This is a genomic window from Pseudaeromonas sp. HNCC25DJ182 (assembly GCF_055413365.1).
This window is the reverse complement of sequence record NZ_JBVAYG010000015.1, coordinates 1-18,333: the sequence shown is the minus strand read 5'-3', so window position 1 is coordinate 18,333 and position 18,333 is coordinate 1. Positions and strand designations below refer to the sequence as shown.

17 protein-coding genes and 2 pseudogenes are annotated in these 18,333 nt (G+C 52.1%); 13 read left to right on the top strand and 6 right to left on the bottom strand.

Annotated features, from left to right (window positions below):
• Nucleotides 1–91 precede the first annotated feature (91 nt).
• From glgA to rsmC, 3 genes are all read right to left on the bottom strand, one after another.
• Nucleotides 92–1,549, bottom strand: coding sequence for a glycogen synthase GlgA (gene glgA / locus ACZYUB_RS12440; protein ID WP_463948330.1), 1,458 nt, complete (start codon nucleotides 1,547–1,549; stop codon nucleotides 92–94).
• Between the two features lie 3 nt (nucleotides 1,550–1,552).
• Entirely contained in the window at nucleotides 1,553–2,770 is a 1,218-nt protein-coding gene (glgC, locus tag ACZYUB_RS12435; protein WP_463948328.1) for a glucose-1-phosphate adenylyltransferase, read from the bottom strand.
• Between the two features lie 131 nt (nucleotides 2,771–2,901).
• The gene (gene rsmC / locus ACZYUB_RS12430; protein ID WP_463948326.1) at nucleotides 2,902–3,945 is read right to left on the bottom strand and encodes a 16S rRNA (guanine(1207)-N(2))-methyltransferase RsmC; all 1,044 of its coding nucleotides are present in this window, start codon (nucleotides 3,943–3,945) and stop codon (nucleotides 2,902–2,904) included.
• A gap of 282 nt (nucleotides 3,946–4,227) precedes the next feature.
• On the opposite strand from rsmC, the gene dapA reads away from it, so the two are divergent.
• On the top strand, nucleotides 4,228–5,100 hold the full coding sequence (gene dapA / locus ACZYUB_RS12425) for a 4-hydroxy-tetrahydrodipicolinate synthase (RefSeq protein ID WP_463948324.1): 873 nt from the start codon (nucleotides 4,228–4,230) through the stop codon (nucleotides 5,098–5,100).
• 92 nt (nucleotides 5,101–5,192) lie between these two features.
• On the top strand, nucleotides 5,193–5,798 hold the full coding sequence (locus ACZYUB_RS12420) for an HAD family hydrolase (protein WP_463948322.1): 606 nt from the start codon (nucleotides 5,193–5,195) through the stop codon (nucleotides 5,796–5,798).
• 54 nt (nucleotides 5,799–5,852) lie between these two features.
• On the opposite strand, the gene hfq is transcribed toward ACZYUB_RS12420, so the two are convergent.
• From hfq to ACZYUB_RS12405, 3 genes are all read right to left on the bottom strand, one after another.
• Entirely contained in the window at nucleotides 5,853–6,215 is a 363-nt protein-coding gene (hfq, locus tag ACZYUB_RS12415; protein WP_463948320.1) for an RNA chaperone Hfq, read from the bottom strand.
• 136 nt (nucleotides 6,216–6,351) lie between these two features.
• Nucleotides 6,352–7,485 carry an HlyD family secretion protein gene (locus ACZYUB_RS12410; RefSeq protein ID WP_463948318.1) on the bottom strand — a complete coding sequence of 378 codons (1,134 nt, stop codon included), beginning with the start codon at nucleotides 7,483–7,485 and terminating at the stop codon, nucleotides 6,352–6,354.
• Nucleotides 7,486–7,848 carry a DUF3302 domain-containing protein gene (locus tag ACZYUB_RS12405; protein ID WP_463948316.1) on the bottom strand — a complete coding sequence of 121 codons (363 nt, stop codon included), beginning with the start codon at nucleotides 7,846–7,848 and terminating at the stop codon, nucleotides 7,486–7,488.
• Nucleotides 7,849–8,324: 476 nt separating this feature from the next.
• On the opposite strand from ACZYUB_RS12405, the gene ACZYUB_RS12400 reads away from it, so the two are divergent.
• From ACZYUB_RS12400 to metF, 11 genes and pseudogenes are all read left to right on the top strand, one after another.
• Nucleotides 8,325–9,341, top strand: a complete 1,017-nt coding sequence (locus ACZYUB_RS12400) for a methyl-accepting chemotaxis protein (RefSeq protein ID WP_463948314.1) — start codon at nucleotides 8,325–8,327, stop codon at nucleotides 9,339–9,341.
• A gap of 12 nt (nucleotides 9,342–9,353) precedes the next feature.
• Entirely contained in the window at nucleotides 9,354–9,719 is a 366-nt protein-coding gene (locus tag ACZYUB_RS12395; RefSeq protein WP_460883174.1) for a response regulator, read from the top strand.
• A gap of 12 nt (nucleotides 9,720–9,731) precedes the next feature.
• A complete protein-coding gene (locus ACZYUB_RS12390; RefSeq protein WP_463948312.1) occupies nucleotides 9,732–10,037 on the top strand; it encodes an STAS domain-containing protein in 306 nt (101 codons plus the stop codon).
• Nucleotides 10,038–10,053: 16 nt separating this feature from the next.
• The gene (locus tag ACZYUB_RS12385; RefSeq protein WP_463948310.1) at nucleotides 10,054–12,225 is read left to right on the top strand and encodes a chemotaxis protein CheA; all 2,172 of its coding nucleotides are present in this window, start codon (nucleotides 10,054–10,056) and stop codon (nucleotides 12,223–12,225) included.
• A 24-nt stretch (nucleotides 12,226–12,249) separates the two neighbouring features.
• Nucleotides 12,250–12,804 (top strand): annotated as a pseudogene (locus ACZYUB_RS12380) (MCP four helix bundle domain-containing protein); the annotation flags it as partial.
• 255 nt (nucleotides 12,805–13,059) lie between these two features.
• Nucleotides 13,060–13,741 (top strand): annotated as a pseudogene (locus ACZYUB_RS12375) (methyl-accepting chemotaxis protein); the annotation flags it as partial.
• Nucleotides 13,742–13,911: 170 nt separating this feature from the next.
• Complete coding sequence (locus ACZYUB_RS12370) at nucleotides 13,912–14,439, top strand: chemotaxis protein CheW (protein ID WP_463948308.1); 528 nt, start codon at nucleotides 13,912–13,914, stop codon at nucleotides 14,437–14,439.
• A 2-nt stretch (nucleotides 14,440–14,441) separates the two neighbouring features.
• Complete coding sequence (locus ACZYUB_RS12365) at nucleotides 14,442–15,257, top strand: CheR family methyltransferase (protein WP_463948306.1); 816 nt, start codon at nucleotides 14,442–14,444, stop codon at nucleotides 15,255–15,257.
• The gene (locus ACZYUB_RS12360; RefSeq protein ID WP_463948305.1) at nucleotides 15,254–15,739 is read left to right on the top strand and encodes a chemotaxis protein CheD; all 486 of its coding nucleotides are present in this window, start codon (nucleotides 15,254–15,256) and stop codon (nucleotides 15,737–15,739) included. The genes ACZYUB_RS12365 and ACZYUB_RS12360 overlap by 4 nt, the downstream gene beginning before the upstream one ends.
• Nucleotides 15,733–16,803 (top strand): protein-glutamate methylesterase/protein-glutamine glutaminase, encoded by a 1,071-nt coding sequence (locus ACZYUB_RS12355; protein ID WP_463948303.1) that lies wholly within the window; start codon nucleotides 15,733–15,735, stop codon nucleotides 16,801–16,803. The genes ACZYUB_RS12360 and ACZYUB_RS12355 overlap by 7 nt, the downstream gene beginning before the upstream one ends.
• Before the next feature lie 469 nt (nucleotides 16,804–17,272).
• The gene (gene metF, locus ACZYUB_RS12350; RefSeq protein WP_463948301.1) at nucleotides 17,273–18,169 is read left to right on the top strand and encodes a methylenetetrahydrofolate reductase; all 897 of its coding nucleotides are present in this window, start codon (nucleotides 17,273–17,275) and stop codon (nucleotides 18,167–18,169) included.
• Nucleotides 18,170–18,333 lie beyond the last annotated feature (164 nt).

Below are 18,333 nucleotides of genomic sequence, written 5' to 3'. Positions count from 1 at the left end.
CTGCCGGGGACGTCAACCATTGCTCGCGGAATAATTGCCGGATCCACTGGATTTTTTCGCGACTGGGGTTTTTATCACCAGTCGCGCTGCATTAATGGCCAGTGCCCAGTCCCAAGGCGTCTTTATACATCTGTTCGTAACTGAGCACCGAATCGCTCCACAGGTAACGGGTGCGCATGGCGGTCTGCTGAACACGATGATACTCCTCGGGTTCTTGCAGGAAGAACAGCAGGGCGCGACGCAGGGTGGACAGCAGGGCCAGGGGTTCGGGCTCCTGAAAGCTGAAGCCGGTGGCACGTTTGGCCTGATGGTCATAGTCAACCACGGTATCCCGCAATCCACCGACCGCCCGGATGATGGGCAGGGTGCCATAGGCCAGGCTGTACATCTGGTTCAGGCCGCAGGGCTCGAACAGGGAGGGCATCAGGAAAAAGTCGCTGCCCGCCTCGACTAAGTGGGCCAGACCATTGTCGTGGGCATTCAGATAGGCCAGGCGATCGGGATGGGCCGCCATCATCTCGGTCAACCGCTCTTCCAGCGACGGTTCACCAGTCCCGACGATCACCACCTGCACCCGATGTACCAGGAATTTTTCCAGGATCGGCAACAGCAGATTCAGACCCTTCTGTTCGGTCAGACGACAGACCATGCCGAACAGCGGCGTATCACCGATATCCAGTCCGGCGCGCTTTTGCAAGGCGTGCTTGCACAGCTCCTTGTCAGCCAGACGATTGGCATCGTAGTTGACCGGGATCAGCGGATCGGTTTTCGGATCCCAGTCGGCATAGTCGCAGCCATTGATGATCCCGCGGACATCGCTGGAGCGTTCCTGGAAGTTCTTGGCCATGCCATGGCCGCCCAGATAGGTCATCAGTTCCGAGGCGTAACTGGGACTGACGGCATTGATCTTGTCGGCGTAGAGCACACCACACTTCAGGAAGTTGATGTAGGCATGCCCCTGCAGGATCGACTCGTTGTAGGTGTCGGTGACTTCCGGCAGAGCCCATAGCTGGTTGCGCTCGAACACGCCCTGAAAGGCGCCGTTATGAATGGTCAATATGCTGCGGGTACTCTGGAAGAAGGAGTTATTGGCATAACGGGTCTTCAGCAGCATGGGGACCAGCGCGGTATGCCAGTCATTGCAATGGACGATATCGGGCTTGAAGCCAATCTGTTCGCTGACTTGCAGGCAGGCGGCAGAAAAAAACGCGAAGCGCTCGCCATTGTCGGCATAGGCATTGTTGTTTTCGGCATACAGGCTCTTGCGATCGAAGTAGTTCGGGAAGTCGATCAGCAGGACAGGCACATCATCCAGCTCCATCTGTCGGACCTGGTAGGGAATGTCGGTGTGGCCCGGACGCGTTGGCAGGGTAAAACCGCCGAGGTGCTGGGATTTTTCCCGGCCGGCAATGCTGGCGTAGTAAGGCATGACGATACGCACGTCATGACCGCGGCGCTTGAGAGCCAGTGGCAGGGCTTTGGCCACATCGGCGAGGCCCCCGGTTTTGGCAAAGCTTTCAACTTCGGAAGCAATGAACAGAATATTCATGAATTAAAAACCAACTCTGGCGCCCTTGGGCACAACAACAATCCCTTGGTCGGAAACGGTAAACCGTTCCCGGTCATGGGCGGGATTTTCACCGATCACAACGCCCGGTGCAATTTCAACATGCTTATCAATAATGGTGCGACGGATGCGACAGCCCTCACCAATCTTCACATCCCCGAGCAGCACCGACTCCTCGATCTTGCTGCCGCAGGCCAGATTACAGCGGAAGCCCATCACGCTGCGCTCTATGCTGCTGCCCTGGATGTAGCAACCGGCGGAAATCAGGGAGTGGGAAATACAGGCCTGGTGTGCGGCGGTATTGATAAAGGTGGCTGGTGGCAAGGGCGGATAATAGGTATGCAGCGGCCACTTGCGGTTATATAGGGAGAAGGGCGGATTGTCGGCCACCAAATCCATATGGGCCTGCCAATAGCTGTCGATGTTACCGACATCGCGCCAGTACACAGCCGTCTTTTCGCCTTCAACCTTGTTATTGCTGTAGTCATAGACATAGACAGCGGCTCTGGGGTAGAGGCTGGGAATAATGTCGCGGCCGAAATCATGGCTGGAGGCTTCATTCTCGGCATCCAGCGTGAGTTCGCTATACAGGGTCTGGGTTTCGAACACATAGTTGCCCATGGAGGCTAGGGCGTGGTCCGGATCATGGGGCAAGGGTTTCGGATGTTTGGGTTTTTCTTCAAAGCCGATCATCTGCCCGGCGTCATTGACTTCGATTATGCCAAACAGATGAGCCTGGGCGATGGGCACCCGGATCGCCGCCACGGTTAATGCCGCTTTTTTCTCTTTGTGGAAGTCCACCATCTGGCGGATATCCATCTTGTAGATATGGTCACTGCCGAAGATGCAGACATGCTCGGGGGCTGTGAGTTCGACAAAGCCCATGTTCTGGTAGATAGCGTCGGCGGTGCCATCATACCAGCGTTTCCCCATCCGCATTTGTGCCGGGATCGGGTCGATGAAGCGGCCGGTGATCCCCGTCAGGTTCCAGCCTTTTTTCATATGCAGATAGAGGGATTGGGACTTGAACTGGGTCAGCACATAGATGCGCAGGAAGTCGGAGTTGACGAAATTGTTCAGCACAAAATCGATCAGCCGGTAACTGCCGCCGAACGGGACTGAAGGTTTGCTGCGTGTGACCGTCAGGGGTTGCAGCCGCGTGCCTTCCCCGCCTGCCAGGATCATCGCCAATACACCCGCCATGCCTATGCTCCAACTGATGAAATCGCTTTCATTCTGCTACTAAAAAAATTACCTCGAATCGTCAGAGGTAATTATTGTCGCTTTTTGAATCTAACAGATTGAACAAACTCTTGTTAAGACAATTTTATCCGTCACAAGCTGTGATACAGCCTGAACTTTTTATCTTCGGCCAGGATCTGCTGCTGGCGAAATGCCTTCTGCAGAAAGGGCTGGTATTTGAGGAAGGCATTGGCGACCAGTAGCAGTGATCCCCGTGGCGCCAGCTTCTGTGGTGCCTGGGCGATCAGTTGCTCTGTCGGACCATATAGTGTCTTGAGACCGGCATGAAACGGCGGATTGGTGACAATATGCTGCACCTTGCCCTGAACATCCGACAGCATGTCCGAGGGATAAACTTTGGCGCTAAGCTGATTGGCTGCCAGGGTGCGGCGGGCACTCTCCAGCGCCAGGGCGTTGATATCGCACATCTCGACCTCCAGCCCGGGATGCAAGGCGCATAGGGCGCTGCCAATCACTCCGGCCCCGCAGCCCATATCCAATACTCGTCCTTGCAAGGGCGGTAAGTGCTCCAACAGCATGCGGGTTCCTTCATCCAGGCCATCGGCGCTGAACACCCCAGGCAATGCCACCACGCGCAAGTTGTGGCCGCGGACACTGACGTTATAGTGCTGCAACCAACTCTCGAGCTGGAATGGATTGACTGGCTGATCGAGTGCGGCATGGACTAGCGAGCAGCGCCGTGCGCTATCGAGCTTCTGGCAGTGGCGGGTGTATTGGGCCAGCAGCTTGTCGGCACCATTGATGCCGCCCCGGTTATCGCCAACCAGGAAAATGTCGCTGCCGCTGCGCAGATGGGGCAACAGATTTGCCAGCAGATAATGGGCTTCGGCTTTGGCCTTGGGCAGCAGGATCAGCAGTGCATCGAAGGCGGGCGGGGCGGCGTCAAGCTGGTGACTGAACGGGATCTGCACCTGACCCGCATCGGGAGTATGCAGAGCCGTGAGTTGCCGCCACCGGCTGTAATCGGTGGTGAACAGAGTGGCCGATGTCGCTGCCGTGGCCAGGGCCAGCGGGTAGTTGTCTTCCATGTAACCGGCGATCAGCAGGTGTTTGTCAGCAAACAGGGCGGCATTGCGTTCCAGCAGCTGGCTGACAGGGCTTTGAGCGGTAGACATGTTCGGGCCTCGGCAGGGTATGGGGGGCGAATTATACATGAGATGCCGAGGCTTGACATTTATGCAGCGATGCAGAACTATGCTCATTCATTGCACACTTATGTAGTTTGGCCGATGACAAATCTGAGTCTGAAACGAAAATACAATAAACCTCTGAAACCTGAGGTTTTTTTCGTTTCCGCGTAACGGTCGTCCGCCCTTGGCAGATTCATAAACCCCGGTTACGCAGCCCGTAACCGGGGTTTTTTGTTCCGGATACCGAGTTTTCAAAAAGGAGTTTGTATGATTCAAGGTTCAATCGTAGCGCTGATTACCCCCTTCCGTGATGGTCGGCTGGATGAAGCGGCGCTCACCAGAATGGTGGAATGGCATATCGAGCAGGGCACCCACGGCATTGTACCGGTGGGAACCACCGGAGAGAGCCCGACGCTCTCCCATGATGAGCATTGCCGCGTCATCGAATTAGTGGTCAAACAGGCCGCAGGTCGCGTGCCGGTGATCGCCGGGGCTGGCTCGAATAACCCGATTGAAGCCATTGAATACACCCGGGTGGCCGAGCGTGCCGGTGCCGATGCGACTCTCCATGTGGCCGGTTATTACAACCGTCCGAATCAGGATGGCCTCTATCATCACTTCAAGATGGTGCATGACGAGACCAATATCCCGATCATTCTGTACAACATTCCGCCGCGCGCGATCGTCGATATCCAGCCACAAACCATGGCGCGTCTGGCCGAGTTGCCGCGTATTGTTGGCGTCAAGGATGCCACCGGGGATCTCGCTCGCCCCTGGAGCGAGCGCCAATTGATCAAGAAGCCCTTCACCTGGTTGTCGGGCGAAGATGCTACCGCAGTGGCCTATAACGTAGGTGGTGGGACTGGCTGTATTTCCGTTACGGCAAACGTGGCCCCCAAACTGGTGGCTCAGGTTCAGGAGCTGACACTGGCTAGCGATTGGGCTGCGGCGCGCGCTTTGCAGGATCGCCTGATCCCCCTGCATCAGGTGATGTTTGCCGAGCCGAGTCCGGCGGGTGCAAAATACGCGGCCTCGCTGCTGGGTCTGTGCACCGAAGAGTGCCGGGTGCCGGTGATGCCGTTGAGTGCGGCAACCAAAGAGCGGATCCGCAGCGTCATGACTCAGCTGGAATTGATCTGATTGCCAGATTGGCATCGCGAGTGAGTCACCTATAGGGGGATCATGGATCCCCCTTTTTATTGCAACTGCTTCTGACAACGAGGATGGACTCCATGTGGCAGCGTTACAAAGCCCTGATCTTTGATATGGATGGCACGCTGGTCGACTCTATGCCCCTGCATCTGGCGGCTTGGCAACTCACTGCCCGGGAGTTTGGTTTCGTCTGTGACAAGGAATGGCTCTACGCTCGTGGTGGTGTTCCAAGTCGCAAGATTGCCGCGCTGATTGCTCAGGAGCAGCAGATAGAGCTGGACGCCGAAGCCGTTGCTCGCTGCAAAACGTCCCATTATGTGGCCATGATCGAGCAGGCCTCGCCGTTTCCGGCCATGGTGGCGCTGGTGGAGCAGGCGGCGGCAACGTTACCGATGGCGATCGGCACCGGCTCCTTGCATGCCAATGCCGAGCGGATCCTGGCGCAAAGCGGGCTGGGGCTCTATATCCACACCGTAGTCGCCGCGGATGATGTGCAAGGACATAAACCGGCACCCGATACCTTCCTGCTGGCGGCTGAGCGTCTGGGGGTTGCAGCTGCCGATTGTCTGGTGTTTGAAGACACCGAAATTGGCCGGTTGGCGGCACAGGCTGCAGGGATGGATTGCGTCATGGTGGTCGAGGGGGCGCCGGATTGGGCGACCCTGACGACAGGGCAAACAAGCTGAAATGAACGAGGCCCCGGAATGGGGCCTCATGCTATGCATCAAGAATAAGTGGACTTAGCTTTGCGTCGTGTCATCGGGGGGGCTATTGCGACGATCTTCATAGCTACCACCGCGTTGATCCATGCCAGGACGTGGCGGACGACGGGGGCGCTGGATACCGCCGCCCATTCTGCTGGTGAGCAACGCTATGGTAGAAATCTTGGCCTTGTAAATCATCTGCTGGTTACCGTGGGCGTCCGTCAACAGCACACTGTACTGATCGAAGCCACTGATGATGCCTTCCAGCTTGATACCGCTGACCAGAAAGATGGCGACCTGACTGCGGTTTTTTCTCAACCAGTTGAGTGCTGAGTCCTGACCATTCCCAAGAGAGAAGGCCTGTTCTAGGGTCGAGAAATTTTGGGTTTCCGCCGTCATGTTATTGAGTCCCACTAGGTCTGATGAACGCCTGATTGTGCTCGATGGGCGGGGGGCTTGTCAAAACAATCCCCCGCACATCAGCTATTTACTTGTGCATGACCAAGCCCTTTAGGTCATGCATCGGCCGCGTCGATTAGTGATCCAGGTAGATGTAATGCATCCAGCTGGTCATGCGCAGCAACACCTTCCGCATGACTGCCAAATGTGCCATATGATCGGTGTAGATAGCGACCTGAGCGGATACACCATCAGGCAGGTTGTAGGCTTCGATGGCCGCATCCAGTTCCAGTTCCGCCAGGACGCCATTGCGGTTATCGAAGGTCACGGTTTGTAACGCGCCCTGAGTCTGATAGGCCCCCTCCGGAACAACAGGAATTACCTGTTTAACCTTGGCTTTGAAGATAGTACCTGGGATGCCGGTGAACGACACTTCGGCCTCATCGCCAGCCTTGACGCGCTGCAACGAGTTTTGCCGGAACGAGGCGACGATGCCGCGGTCTTGCTTCGGGATAAAAAATAGCGAAGGGCGAAATGGCATGCTGTTGACATAACTGCCTGGGCGCAACAACACCTGAGTGGCGTAGCCATCGGTCAAGGCACGGACTACCGTCTGTTCCAGGTTGTATTTCGCTTCGCGCAGTTGGGCGCGCAGGCTGACCACAGAAGCATTTTCGCCATCCACCATAGCATCCAGTTGACTCTGTATCTGCAACTGTTGAGCGCGTGCCGTGGCCAGATTTGCTTCCTGTGCCAGGTACGCTTGCTTGGCATTGGTCGCTTCTTGTTCGGTAAACGGGTTGACGGCTTTTCCGGCCGCCCGCTGATATCGTCCCAAATCCTTGAACGCCTTGTCCCGTTCTGCCGTAGCGCGTTCGACTTCGCTCTGGCTGGCGGTCAGTTGTGCTTGCTGGGATTTGACTTGTTGTTCTGCCTTGACCAGATCAGCGGTCAGACGATCCACTCGTGCTTGATAGATGGTCGGGTCGATTTTAAACAGAATCGAGCCCGCTTTAATCGGTTGGTTCGGGGTGACCAACACCTCAGAGACTGTGCCACTGACCTGCGGGATCACGGGGACGGTAACGACCGCTTTTTGGGCAATGAAGGTGTAGGGATGGTTATAGTTCATGGTCAGGATCAGACCGGCGACGATGAAGACGCCCCCCAGCATGGCGGTTGGGACCGTCCATTTGTTCACCGGGATCTTGAACACTTTGAAGCAGCCGTAGGCAAAGGCTGCGTACGTCATGATGATGAGCAAATCCATTTATTTTTCTCCCTGCTGGGCGCTCTTGGCGTTTTCCGTGCCAGTTGATGCGTGCAGTTGCTGCTCTAATTGGCTGATCCGCAATTCCAGAGCTGCCAGTTGCGTGTGATCCTGCTGCTGTTGTTGCTGTGAAAAGCCCCATCCCCGCTCAGGTCGGTAGATGGTGGCCCAGATCCACAGGAAGGGCCAGATGGCATGCAAGGTGAACAAGCTGACCCAGCCCGCGGCATGGATGGCATCCTGGTGCGGATGATCCCGCTTCACTGCAATTTCATAAGGAATATCGTGGATGACAATAATTCCGTAAAAACACACTAGCACCACGATCAGTAAGACCGCGAGGGCAAAATAGTCGAGAAACATGATCAACTCTCCGTGTTGGTTCGTCTGGTAAACAATATCGGTTGTTTGGGCTGTTCCGCCAATCGGATTTACGTCTTAGAGTGATATGTATCATAGGTTCAAAATATTTAGAGAAGAAGATAGTAAATAAATCCAGTGGTTAGGCGCTTTAGCATAAATAACACCTGAAATTTACCTGCTGTCATATTTGCCATATTTAGCGATTTTCAGTGATTTTATCTGTTATTGGCACTGAATTTGCGCATTCATATTGTCGCGTGATGCCTGTCACATAACGACTCTGAGTTCCGGTTGTCGCCATTATTCCTTCCTAAGCTTGCCAAGTGTCTGTCGGTTATCTGTCCTTTTTTCCTTCTTGGTCTCGGAGGTTTGCTGTGTACCGAGTGTTGGTGTTGTTACTGAGCGGCCTTGGTTTATTGGCTATCGGGTTGAATCATTCCATTGTGGGTCAGCTGTTGATCGCCGCTGGAATGGCTATGCAGCTTGTTGAGCTGTTTCGGTTTATCAAGCAGAAGCAGCGGTTAGAACGCGATAGGACAGATAAGCAGAGCGAGGCTCCAATGGTGGTTACGCCAGAGCCGGATCCCTTACTGGTGCAAATGCCTGCCGTGCTGGATGCCTGGCATCGACAGATTGATGTGGTCGGAGACTTGGTGCGCAACAACATCGAAGCCCTGTTGTCGCCTTTTTCCATGTTGATGGGACGATTACAGGAAGAAAATCAGACCAGTTCGAATCTGTTCGGTGGTCGTCATGGCGGACATTCGATTACTCAGGTCCTCGAGGAGACTAATCGCTCACTCGCTAGCGTGATTGCCGCATTTGATGGGGCGCGCAGTTATAAAACCCAGCTGCAGCAGACCATTACCGAGCTGAGTAACTACATGTTGGAATTGAAGAACATGGCTGGCTCTGTGCAAAAACTGGCGAGCCAGACCAATTTATTAGCACTCAATGCGGCGATCGAAGCGGCTCGTGCGGGCGAGGCCGGTCGAGGATTTGCGGTGGTTGCCGACGAGGTGCGGACCTTGTCTGGCCAGTCTGGCGAAACCGGCCGGGACATTGCCAAGAAGGTCGAGGCGGTCACCCAAGCCATTCAGGCCACCATTGACGCTGCAGATAATCTGGTGCGGACGGATGATAACAACCTCGCATTACTCGATCAGGCGGTGATGACAGTGACTGCGCGGTTAAGTACAGAAATCAATGAACTTCACGATGCGGGAAGTCGGCTTCATTTGTTATCTGAAGAGAGTGCCACCGCTATCAGCCACATCATCGTCAAGCTGCAGTTTCAAGATAGGGTCAGCCAGATACTTGAACATCTACAAACGGATTTGACTGAAATTCGCACCATGATGATTGAAGAGTTAAGTGGTGAGTTTGATTTGCACCATTGGGAGCAGCGCTTCCGTCAACGCTTCACGACGGATGAAGAGCATCAAGGGCGAATCAATACGCGAGTCGAGAGTGATGCCGTCACCTTTTTCTAAGAGGGAATGTTCATGAGTAAAACAGTGTTGATAGTGGATGACTCCCTGTCTATTCGGCAGTTGGTGAAGGCAGCACTGACCTCGGTCGGGTACGGGGTTATCGATGCCTGTGATGGCCAGGATGCTTTGAACAAGCTGGTGGGACAGCGCGTTAATCTCATCATCAGCGACGTCAATATGCCCAATATGGATGGCATCACCTTCCTGAAAGCTCTCAAGAGTAAGCCGGAACATAAATTTACGCCTGTGGTCATGCTCACCACCGAAAGTCAGGAATCCAAGAAAAAAGAGGGCCAGGCTGCTGGTGCCCGTGCCTGGATTATCAAACCGTTTCAGCCCCCGCAATTGTTGGCTGCCGTGGAAAAATTGATCCTTTAGCGGAGGTGAACTGTGTTGCAGCTAACAACCGAGGGTTCCAATTTATTTGTGCGTATTCATGGACCATTAACCATTTACGAGGTGGCCGAATTTCAGCAACAAATAACCGAAGCTTGGCCGGTAGAGGGCGAATTGATCATGGATTTGGCCGGAGTATCGGAAATTGATACCGCAGGCTTGCAACTGTTGTTGGCATTACGCAAAAGCTTGGGAGTGCAGCTAACACTGCAGCAGCATTCAAACTCTGTGATCGAACTCCTGGATCTTTACCAATTAGCCTCGCTGTTTGGCGATGTCATTGTGCTTTCGGAACATTGATGATTAAGGAGCCGGCATGTTCAGTCAGGATCAGTGGAGCCAGTTATTAGCAAATTTTTTGGAAGAGGCCAGGGATCTCATCCAGCAGGCCGAGACTATATTGCTGGCACTGGATAATGGTGACGACGAGGGTGAAGAGCTCTTGAATAGCTTGTTTCGGGCCGTCCATACCCTGAAAGGCTCTGCTGGCTTGTTCGCGCTGGATGACTTTGTCGCATTTACCCATCATCAAGAAAGTCTGATTATGCGCGTCCGTGACCAAGGCATAGGACTGAATCGGCAGCAAATATCGGCTTTGCTATCAGGACTGGATATTCTGAGCAATGAGGTCGAATCGCTGGCCACCGGCGTGGCTCCGTCTCCCCTGGTCCAGCAGCATGCGGCACAATTTGCTTTGTTGCAGTCGCTTGTTCCAGGGGATACGAACGCCTCGTGTGCATTGGCAGAGCCGGTACTCCCGCAAGTAGAGCGCGAGGCGCGAACACCCAGTGCTGCTAGTTGGCATATCTCTTTGCGTTTTTCTCCGAACTTATTTGAGTTCGGTTTTGATCCAGCCTCATTTATCCGATATTTGTGCAAGTTAGGTTCCATTAGCCATATCCAGCTTATACAAAATGGATTGCCGAATTGGCCTGATTTTCATGCGGAAGTTTGTTATCTCGGAGTGGAAGTCGATTTGGTCACCGAGGCCACCAAAGCAGAGATTGAAGAGGTGTTCGAGTTTATTCAGGAGCTTGCTCAAATCCGGATTTTGCCACCGGAGAGCAAAACACAAGATTATTTAAAATTAATCTCGGAGTTGCCTGAAGATAAAGAGTTACTGGGCGAGATACTGATCCAAAGTGGATTATTGACCGAGCATGAGTTGCGCGAAGGATTATCACGACAAGCGGAACATCCGGAAAAAACTCGCTTGGGTGAATTGTTGGTGGAGGAGGGGATTGTTCCTCCTGTCATGGTCAATCAAGCGCTGCAAAAACAAAGCCAAATACGAGAAAAACGTCATGCCGATAGCGCTTTTATCAAGGTTTCAGCTCAGAAGCTCGATGAACTGATTAATTTGGTCGGGGAGTTAGTGATTGCTTCTGCCGGTGGTGAAATGTTGGCGCGGAGTAAAGCTGACAGTGAGTTACTCGCTTCGGTGTCGGCCATTAATCGACACGTTGAACAAATCAGAGAATCGGCCTTACGTTTACGAATGGTTGAAATTGGCGAGACCTTCATGCGATTTCAACGTTTGGTGCGCGATGCCAGTCAGGAGTTGGGTAAATCGATCTCGCTGACCATTAATGGTGCTGAAACCGAATTGGATAAATCGGTTGTCGAACGTATCAGTGAACCCTTGACTCATTTGGTGCGCAATGCGGTCGATCATGGCATTGAAACCGCAGAACAGAGAATGGCTTCGGGGAAACCGGCACAGGGCAATATTCGACTGAATGCATTTCATGAGTCGGGCAGCATAGTTATTGAAGTCCATGATGATGGTAAAGGGCTCGATGCCGGCAAAATTCGGCAAAAGGCGATAACCAAGGGATTGATCGATGCCAATAATCTTCTGGATGATCAATCCTTGTATCAACTGATCTTTGAACCGGGATTTTCTACCGCGGAGAGTGTCAGCAATCTCTCTGGCCGTGGTGTTGGTATGGATGTGGTCCGTCGGAATGTAGAGGCATTGCGGGGCACTATTGAATTGGAGTCCACGCAAGGGACTGGCTGTTGTGTGCGGATCCGCTTGCCGTTGACACTAGCAATCATCGATGGCTTTCTGGTCAGTGTCGGTGACACACCTCTGGTTATTCCTCTTGATATGGTCACCGAGTGTCTGGAGGCGACCCATATTATTGATGACGCCATATATGATTATCGAGAATTAAGAGGCAAGCCCTTACCCATCATCCATCTTCGTCATCATTTCGCGATCGGGGGTCAACCATCCAAGCGGCAGAACATCGTGGTTGTTAGTCATGGGAAGCAGCAGCTTGGACTGATTGTGGATCAGTTGCTCGGTGAACAACAGATTGTAATAAAACCACTCGGCACTTTGTTTTCTCAATTAAAGGATATCAGCGGTTCTAGTATTTTAGGCTCGGGTCAGGTCGCTCTTATTTTGGATATTCCAGGGATGTTGCAGAAGATGCATGAGCAAATTAGCTCGGCTCAATATACCCATTTTTCTTTATAAGCAAACTTTGCGCGGGAGAATGTTATGAGTTTCTTCAAAAACATGAAATTAAGGACAAGGCTTGTTCTGGCGTTCGTATTGATGTCGCTAGTGGCTGCGATTGTAGGTGGTGTTGGTTATGCCAATATGCGAGACATCAATGGCATGACCAATCGACTCTATGAAACAGAGTTATTGGGGTTGAAGGCTGCAGCCGATGCTCGAATGAATTTTCTTGCCATCGGTCGCTATTTGCGAGCCGCCATGCTGGCTGAAACAGACGAGAGTCGTCAGCAACACATCGCTAGTTATTTAAAAAGTCTTAGCGCAGTTGAAGCTGCGATTAATGAGGCTAGGCCTAAATTTGTGTCCGAAGAGGGAAAAGCATTATTTGCTGAATTTGATCGTATATGGCCAAGTTATAAGGATGGCATAAAGAAGACTGAATCTATGGTTCTGAGTGAACCCTTGCGCACCGAGACTCCATCCAATAATTACCTGGAAGGTGATTTTGCTCCGACTATTCAGAGCATGATGGATCAAGTTGCAAAAATTGTTCAACAGAAAGTGAAACGTTCCGAAGAACAAGCAATGGCCGCACAAGCCTTGTATCAGCACAGTACTACTTTGATGTTTGGCGCTATTATTGCCGGTGTGCTGCTGGGACTAGGAATGGGCTTTTTCATCTCTTATCGTATTGTCAACCAATTAGGTGGCGAGCCTGACTATGCCGTCGATATCACCCGGAAGGTTGCTGCAGGCGATTTGGGCGTTGCGATAGTCCTGGATGAAAATAATAAAAAGTCCCTGCTGTATGCCATCAAGGAAATGGTGGATAAGCTCGGTCATACCATGCGCGAGGTGCGAACATCAGCCGATGCACTTTCTAGCGCCGCGGAGCAAGTTAGTGCAACGTCCCAAGCCCTGAGTCAGGGCGCGAGTGAGCAAGCTGCGAGTGTCGAGGAAACGTCCGCTTCGATGGAGCAGATGTCGGCATCGATTGCCCAGAATACCGAAAGTGCCAAAGTGACCAATGGCATCTCGTCAAAGGCGGCTAACGATGCGCTACGCGGCGGCCAAGCCGTCAAAGAAACGGTCAATGCAATGAAGCAGATTGCCAGTAAAATCAGCATCATTGATGACATTGCCTACCAAACTAATCTGCTGGCGTTGAATGCAGCCATCGAGGCCGCCCGAGCCGGCGACCATGGAAAAGGCTTTGCCGTAGTCGCTGCCGAGGTTCGTAAGCTGGCTGAACGTAGCCAGATTGCGGCACAGGAAATCGGCGAAGTCGCGGGCAACAGTGTTTCGTTGGCAGAGCAGGCGGGCACGCTATTTGACCAATTGGTGCCTGATATTCAGCGCACCTCCGATCTGGTTCAGGAAATAACCGCAGCGTCTCAGGAGCAAACCACAGGCGTAAGTCAGATCAATGTGGCTATGAACCAGCTTAATCAGATCACTCAACAAAGCGCTTCATCCTCTGAAGAACTGGCGGCGACCGCCGAAGAGATGAATGCGCAAGCGGCACAGTTAACTGAACTGATTGGCTATTTTAAGGTCTCGGACATCGGGGGTCATGTCGCGAGCAAAGCCAAACCAATTGCTGGTGCTTTAAATCGAGGGACTAGCAAAATGGCCAGTTTGTCGCCGCTGAATTCAGAGCCGGGTGATGGTCGTTTTGTCCAGTTTTAGGAGGTGCTCGGTATGAATGATGTGATTGCATATTCCTCCTCATCCGATCTTCAGGATCGCGGTGCTGGCCAGAATCTATCTTTTCATTGCATGAAAATCGCGCTGGCTTTACCTATTAATCGAGTGAGGGAAATTATCGAGTATGGGCATCTGACCGCTGTACCTATGATGCCCAATTATGTGTTAGGGGTCATTAATTTACGGGGAAATGTGGTTCCTGTTGTCGATCTATCGGCGCGCTTTGGGGCAGGAGCAACCGTCTTGGGGAAGCGCACTTGCATTATTATCCTGGAGCTGCCGAATACGGATGGGCCCCATTTGGTCGGACTAGTTGTTGATGCTGTCGATGAGGTTTTGGATATTGAGATCGCACAAATTGAACCCCCACCCAGTTTTGGCACTGCCATACGCAGCGATTTCATTATGGGGATGGCGAGACGAGAACAGGGTTTCTTAATTATATTGAAGGTGGATAAATTATTAGATCTTGATGAGTTATTACCCATTGTCGATGTGCCTGATGCTGTGATGACGGGGTAGCTATGGATTTGCCGCAATTGAGTGATGTTGAGTTTGGTCACGTTCAGAAGCTGATGCAAAATGTATCTGGCATTATTATGGCGAACCATAAAAAACAACTCGTTGCCGGGCGACTATTGAAACGCCTGAAAGCTCTCGGGTGTGAATCTTTCAGGGAATATGTTGCTTTGTTGGAAGATCCGCGGCAACAGGACGAACGACGGCTAGCCGTGGATCTCTTAACCACTAATGAAACATTTTTCTTTCGGGAAGAAGCTCATTTTCATTTTTTGAAATCGATCATCACAGATTGGGATCGTCGGCCATTAAGCATCTGGAGTGCGGCATGCTCCTCTGGAGAGGAGGTGTATTCCATTAGTATGCTATTGAGTGATTTATTACCTGGTTATTCGAACTGGTCCTTAGTGGGTTCTGATTTGTGCCGTCATGCTCTGGATTCGGCAAGGCAAGGGATTTATCCGATGAGTCGAGCCCAGGCCATACCGGCGGATTTCCTTAAACGGTATTGTCTTAAAGGAGTTGGCGAATTAGAGGGTTTGCTACAAATAAAACAAGAACTACGGGACAAGGTTAGCTTTTATTGTATCAATCTGAATACAGATCTCCCGGCTGATTTGCCAGTTTTTGATATCATATTTTTACGGAATATACTGATCTATTTTGATGTGGAGGGGAAAAAATCCATTGTTGAGCGTGTTGTTTCTCGCTTAAAACCAGGCGGTTTCCTTTTTATTGGTCATTCTGAAAGTCTATATGGTCTTGGGCTGCCATTGACATCGTGCGGCTCGGCTGTTTATTACCATGAGCCAGCAGTATGACGATATTCCTTGGCCCAGGCGATTATTTTTTTGGATCTACGAGTGAACAGATATCTACGCTGTTAGGATCGTGTGTCTCTTTGGTTGCTTGGTTGCCGGAGCGTCAATTGCTATCTGTGAGTCATGTGATGTTACCTAAACTCCGTGATGGCGATACGCAAAGTCTACGCTATGGCGATGTAGCATTGACTCAGTGGATGAATGACGCCCAAAAGATAGGGGCTAGGCCCCAGGATTTTTCATTGGCATTGTTTGGTGGTAGTACGAGATTTTACTCGGCTGCGCAATATGAGCAGAGCATTGGCCACAAGAACATTGATTTTTTTCATCAAGAACTGCGTCGGCTGGGATTGAGCTTAAGATGCGAACAGACTGGGGGGCATCATCATCGCAAACTGCTGGTTGATGCCGCCTCGGGGCGTTTTTGGTGGCAGCATCTGGGTGATCCTAGTAGTCCGGATTATCAGGAGGGGACATGGTAGCCAAGACGCGAGTATTTGTAGTTGATGACTCCGCATTGGTACGGCAATTTATGTCCGAGGTGATCCAGGGGCAGCCCGATTTGCAACTATTGGGGACGGCCGCCGATCCAGTGAGTGCACTACCCAAGCTGGAACAGCAATGGCCTGATGTGATCTTACTGGATATGGAAATGCCGCGAATGGATGGGCTGACATTTTTGCGCCAATTGATGGCCACTCATCCTACACCTGTGGTGATCTGTTCCTCGCTGACCGATGCAGGGGCAGCATTAACTCTGGATGCCCTGGCGGCAGGGGCCGTTGCGGTATTTGCCAAAGCCAAGCTGGGTGTCAGACAGCATCTTGAGACTATTGCTCATGATCTGGTGGTTGCCATCCGTGAAGCTGGTTCTGCGCGTGCTTTGCGTCCGGAGCTGCGGGTAGCACAGCCCTTTCTTTCCTCTCATCTGACATCCCAGCCTGCGCGTTCGTTTTCTCATACCACAGACCGTATTGTGGCAATCGGTACCTCGACGGGAGGAACTATTGCATTAGAGCGGGTATTGAGTGTGTTACCTGCCGATGCTCCCGGCATTGTCATTGTCCAGCATATGCCAGAAAAATTTACGGCGGCATTTGCGGAACGGTTGAATTGCTTGTGTGCTATCGAGGTTCGGGAAGCAAAAAATGGCGATCGGGTCCTGGATGGAGTTGCATTGATCGCACCGGGTGGATTACACCTGCAACTGCATCGTTCCGGTGCTCATTATTGTGTCGAAGTGTTAGATGGTCCTCCCGTCAACCGGCATCGGCCCTCGGTCGATGTCCTATTTCGCTCCGTTGCCAAAGCTGCCGGTCCCAATGCTCTGGGCGTCATCATGACCGGCATGGGCGACGATGGAGCTCGAGGTCTGCTGACCATGCGTGAAATGGGTGCCAAGACCATCGCGCAAGATGAAGCATCGTGCGTGGTGTTCGGTATGCCCAAAGAAGCGATCCGGATGGGGGCTGCCGTGGGTGTGCATTCACTGGCACAGATCCCCGATGAAATCATGATGTTTTCTCGGCAGGGCAAAAATTTATAACATTTCCTATAAATGTGGCCTTGTCATGTCGAGCAGGCTCCAGGTTTGGAGAGTTTACCGCGACCCGATATTCTCAATCCCGCACGGGTCGCTCACCGATCTGGTATCTATTTCTGCAACTGTCTGTGCATTCCTTTTCTTCATAAACGGGCGGGCGCGAGTTGTTTTGGTTTTGTGCCTGCAGCTTTCTGTGGGTAATTTTAGCTCTTTAAACTAGTGATCACGGCATGTATCAATCAATTAGTCTGTATTTGGTAAAAAATGCAGACCAAGGTGTGATTAATGGCGGGCTGGGTGGTTTTTTACCCCAGCGCAAGTGATCCAGCTTACCGATCAAGTGGGTTGACAGCGCTCAGCGAACTGTCCAAGATGTTTGGACATTTAGACGTCCAAACATCCAGTGCTGATTCACTGCGCGGATATTCGTAAATCCGGAGGTCGTCGCAGCGAATAGAAAAGGAGTACAGCCATGAGTTTTGATAGCGCACGTCAGGTAGAGGCCCTCAATCAAAGCCTTGCCGACCTGAATGGTGACATCGGTGTGTCATTCGAGTTTTTCCCACCGACAACAGAATCGATGGAGCAAACCCTGTGGCATTCGATTGAGCGTTTGCGCACCTTGGCCCCAAAGTTTGTTTCCGTCACTTATGGCGCTAACTCTGGTACTCGGGATCGTACCCACAAAGTCATCAAAGACATCAAAGATAGAACCGGTCTGATTGCCGCTCCTCACCTGACTTGCATCGATGCTGGTCGAGATGAGTTGATTCAAATCGCGAAAGACTACTGGGATAGCGGTATCCGGCATATTGTGGCTCTGCGGGGAGACTTACCGCCAGATAGTGCGCAACGACCCGATATGTATGCAGCTGACTTGGTGGAGCTATTGAAAGGCGTTGCTGATTTTGATGTATCGGTTGCGGCCTACCCCGAGAAGCATCCAGAAGCAAAGAGTGCACAAGCGGATTTGCTGAATTTAAAACGTAAGATTGATGCCGGTGCCAACCGCGCAATTACCCAGTTCTTTTTCGATGTTGAAAGCTACCTACGATTTCGTGATCGTTGCGCGGCTATAGGGATTGATGCCGAGATTGTTCCCGGGATTTTGCCGGTATCTAATTACAAGACGCTGCAAAAGTTTGCCGGATTTACCAATGTGAAGATCCCAAACTGGCTTCACCAGCGCTTCTCTGGAATTGCTGATGAGGATCAGACTACCCGCAACTTGCTCGGTGCCAGTGTAGCAATCGACATGGTCCGGGTATTGTCCCGAGAAGGGGTGAAGGATTTCCACTTCTATACCTTGAATCGTTCCGAACTGACCTATGCTATATGTCACACGCTGGGGGTTCGGCCCCACGTATAGCCGCTGGGAGGCTGTTTTTACCTCGTTATGCAGCAAAAATAGCCACTTAAACCGGAGAAGGGGTCTTTTTAAGAGAATCCCCTTGCCAACCGATTCGACATCCCTATAATGCCGCCTCGCTGACACGGCAAAGCACGCACTCCTCGGAAGGTGATGCAAGCGGC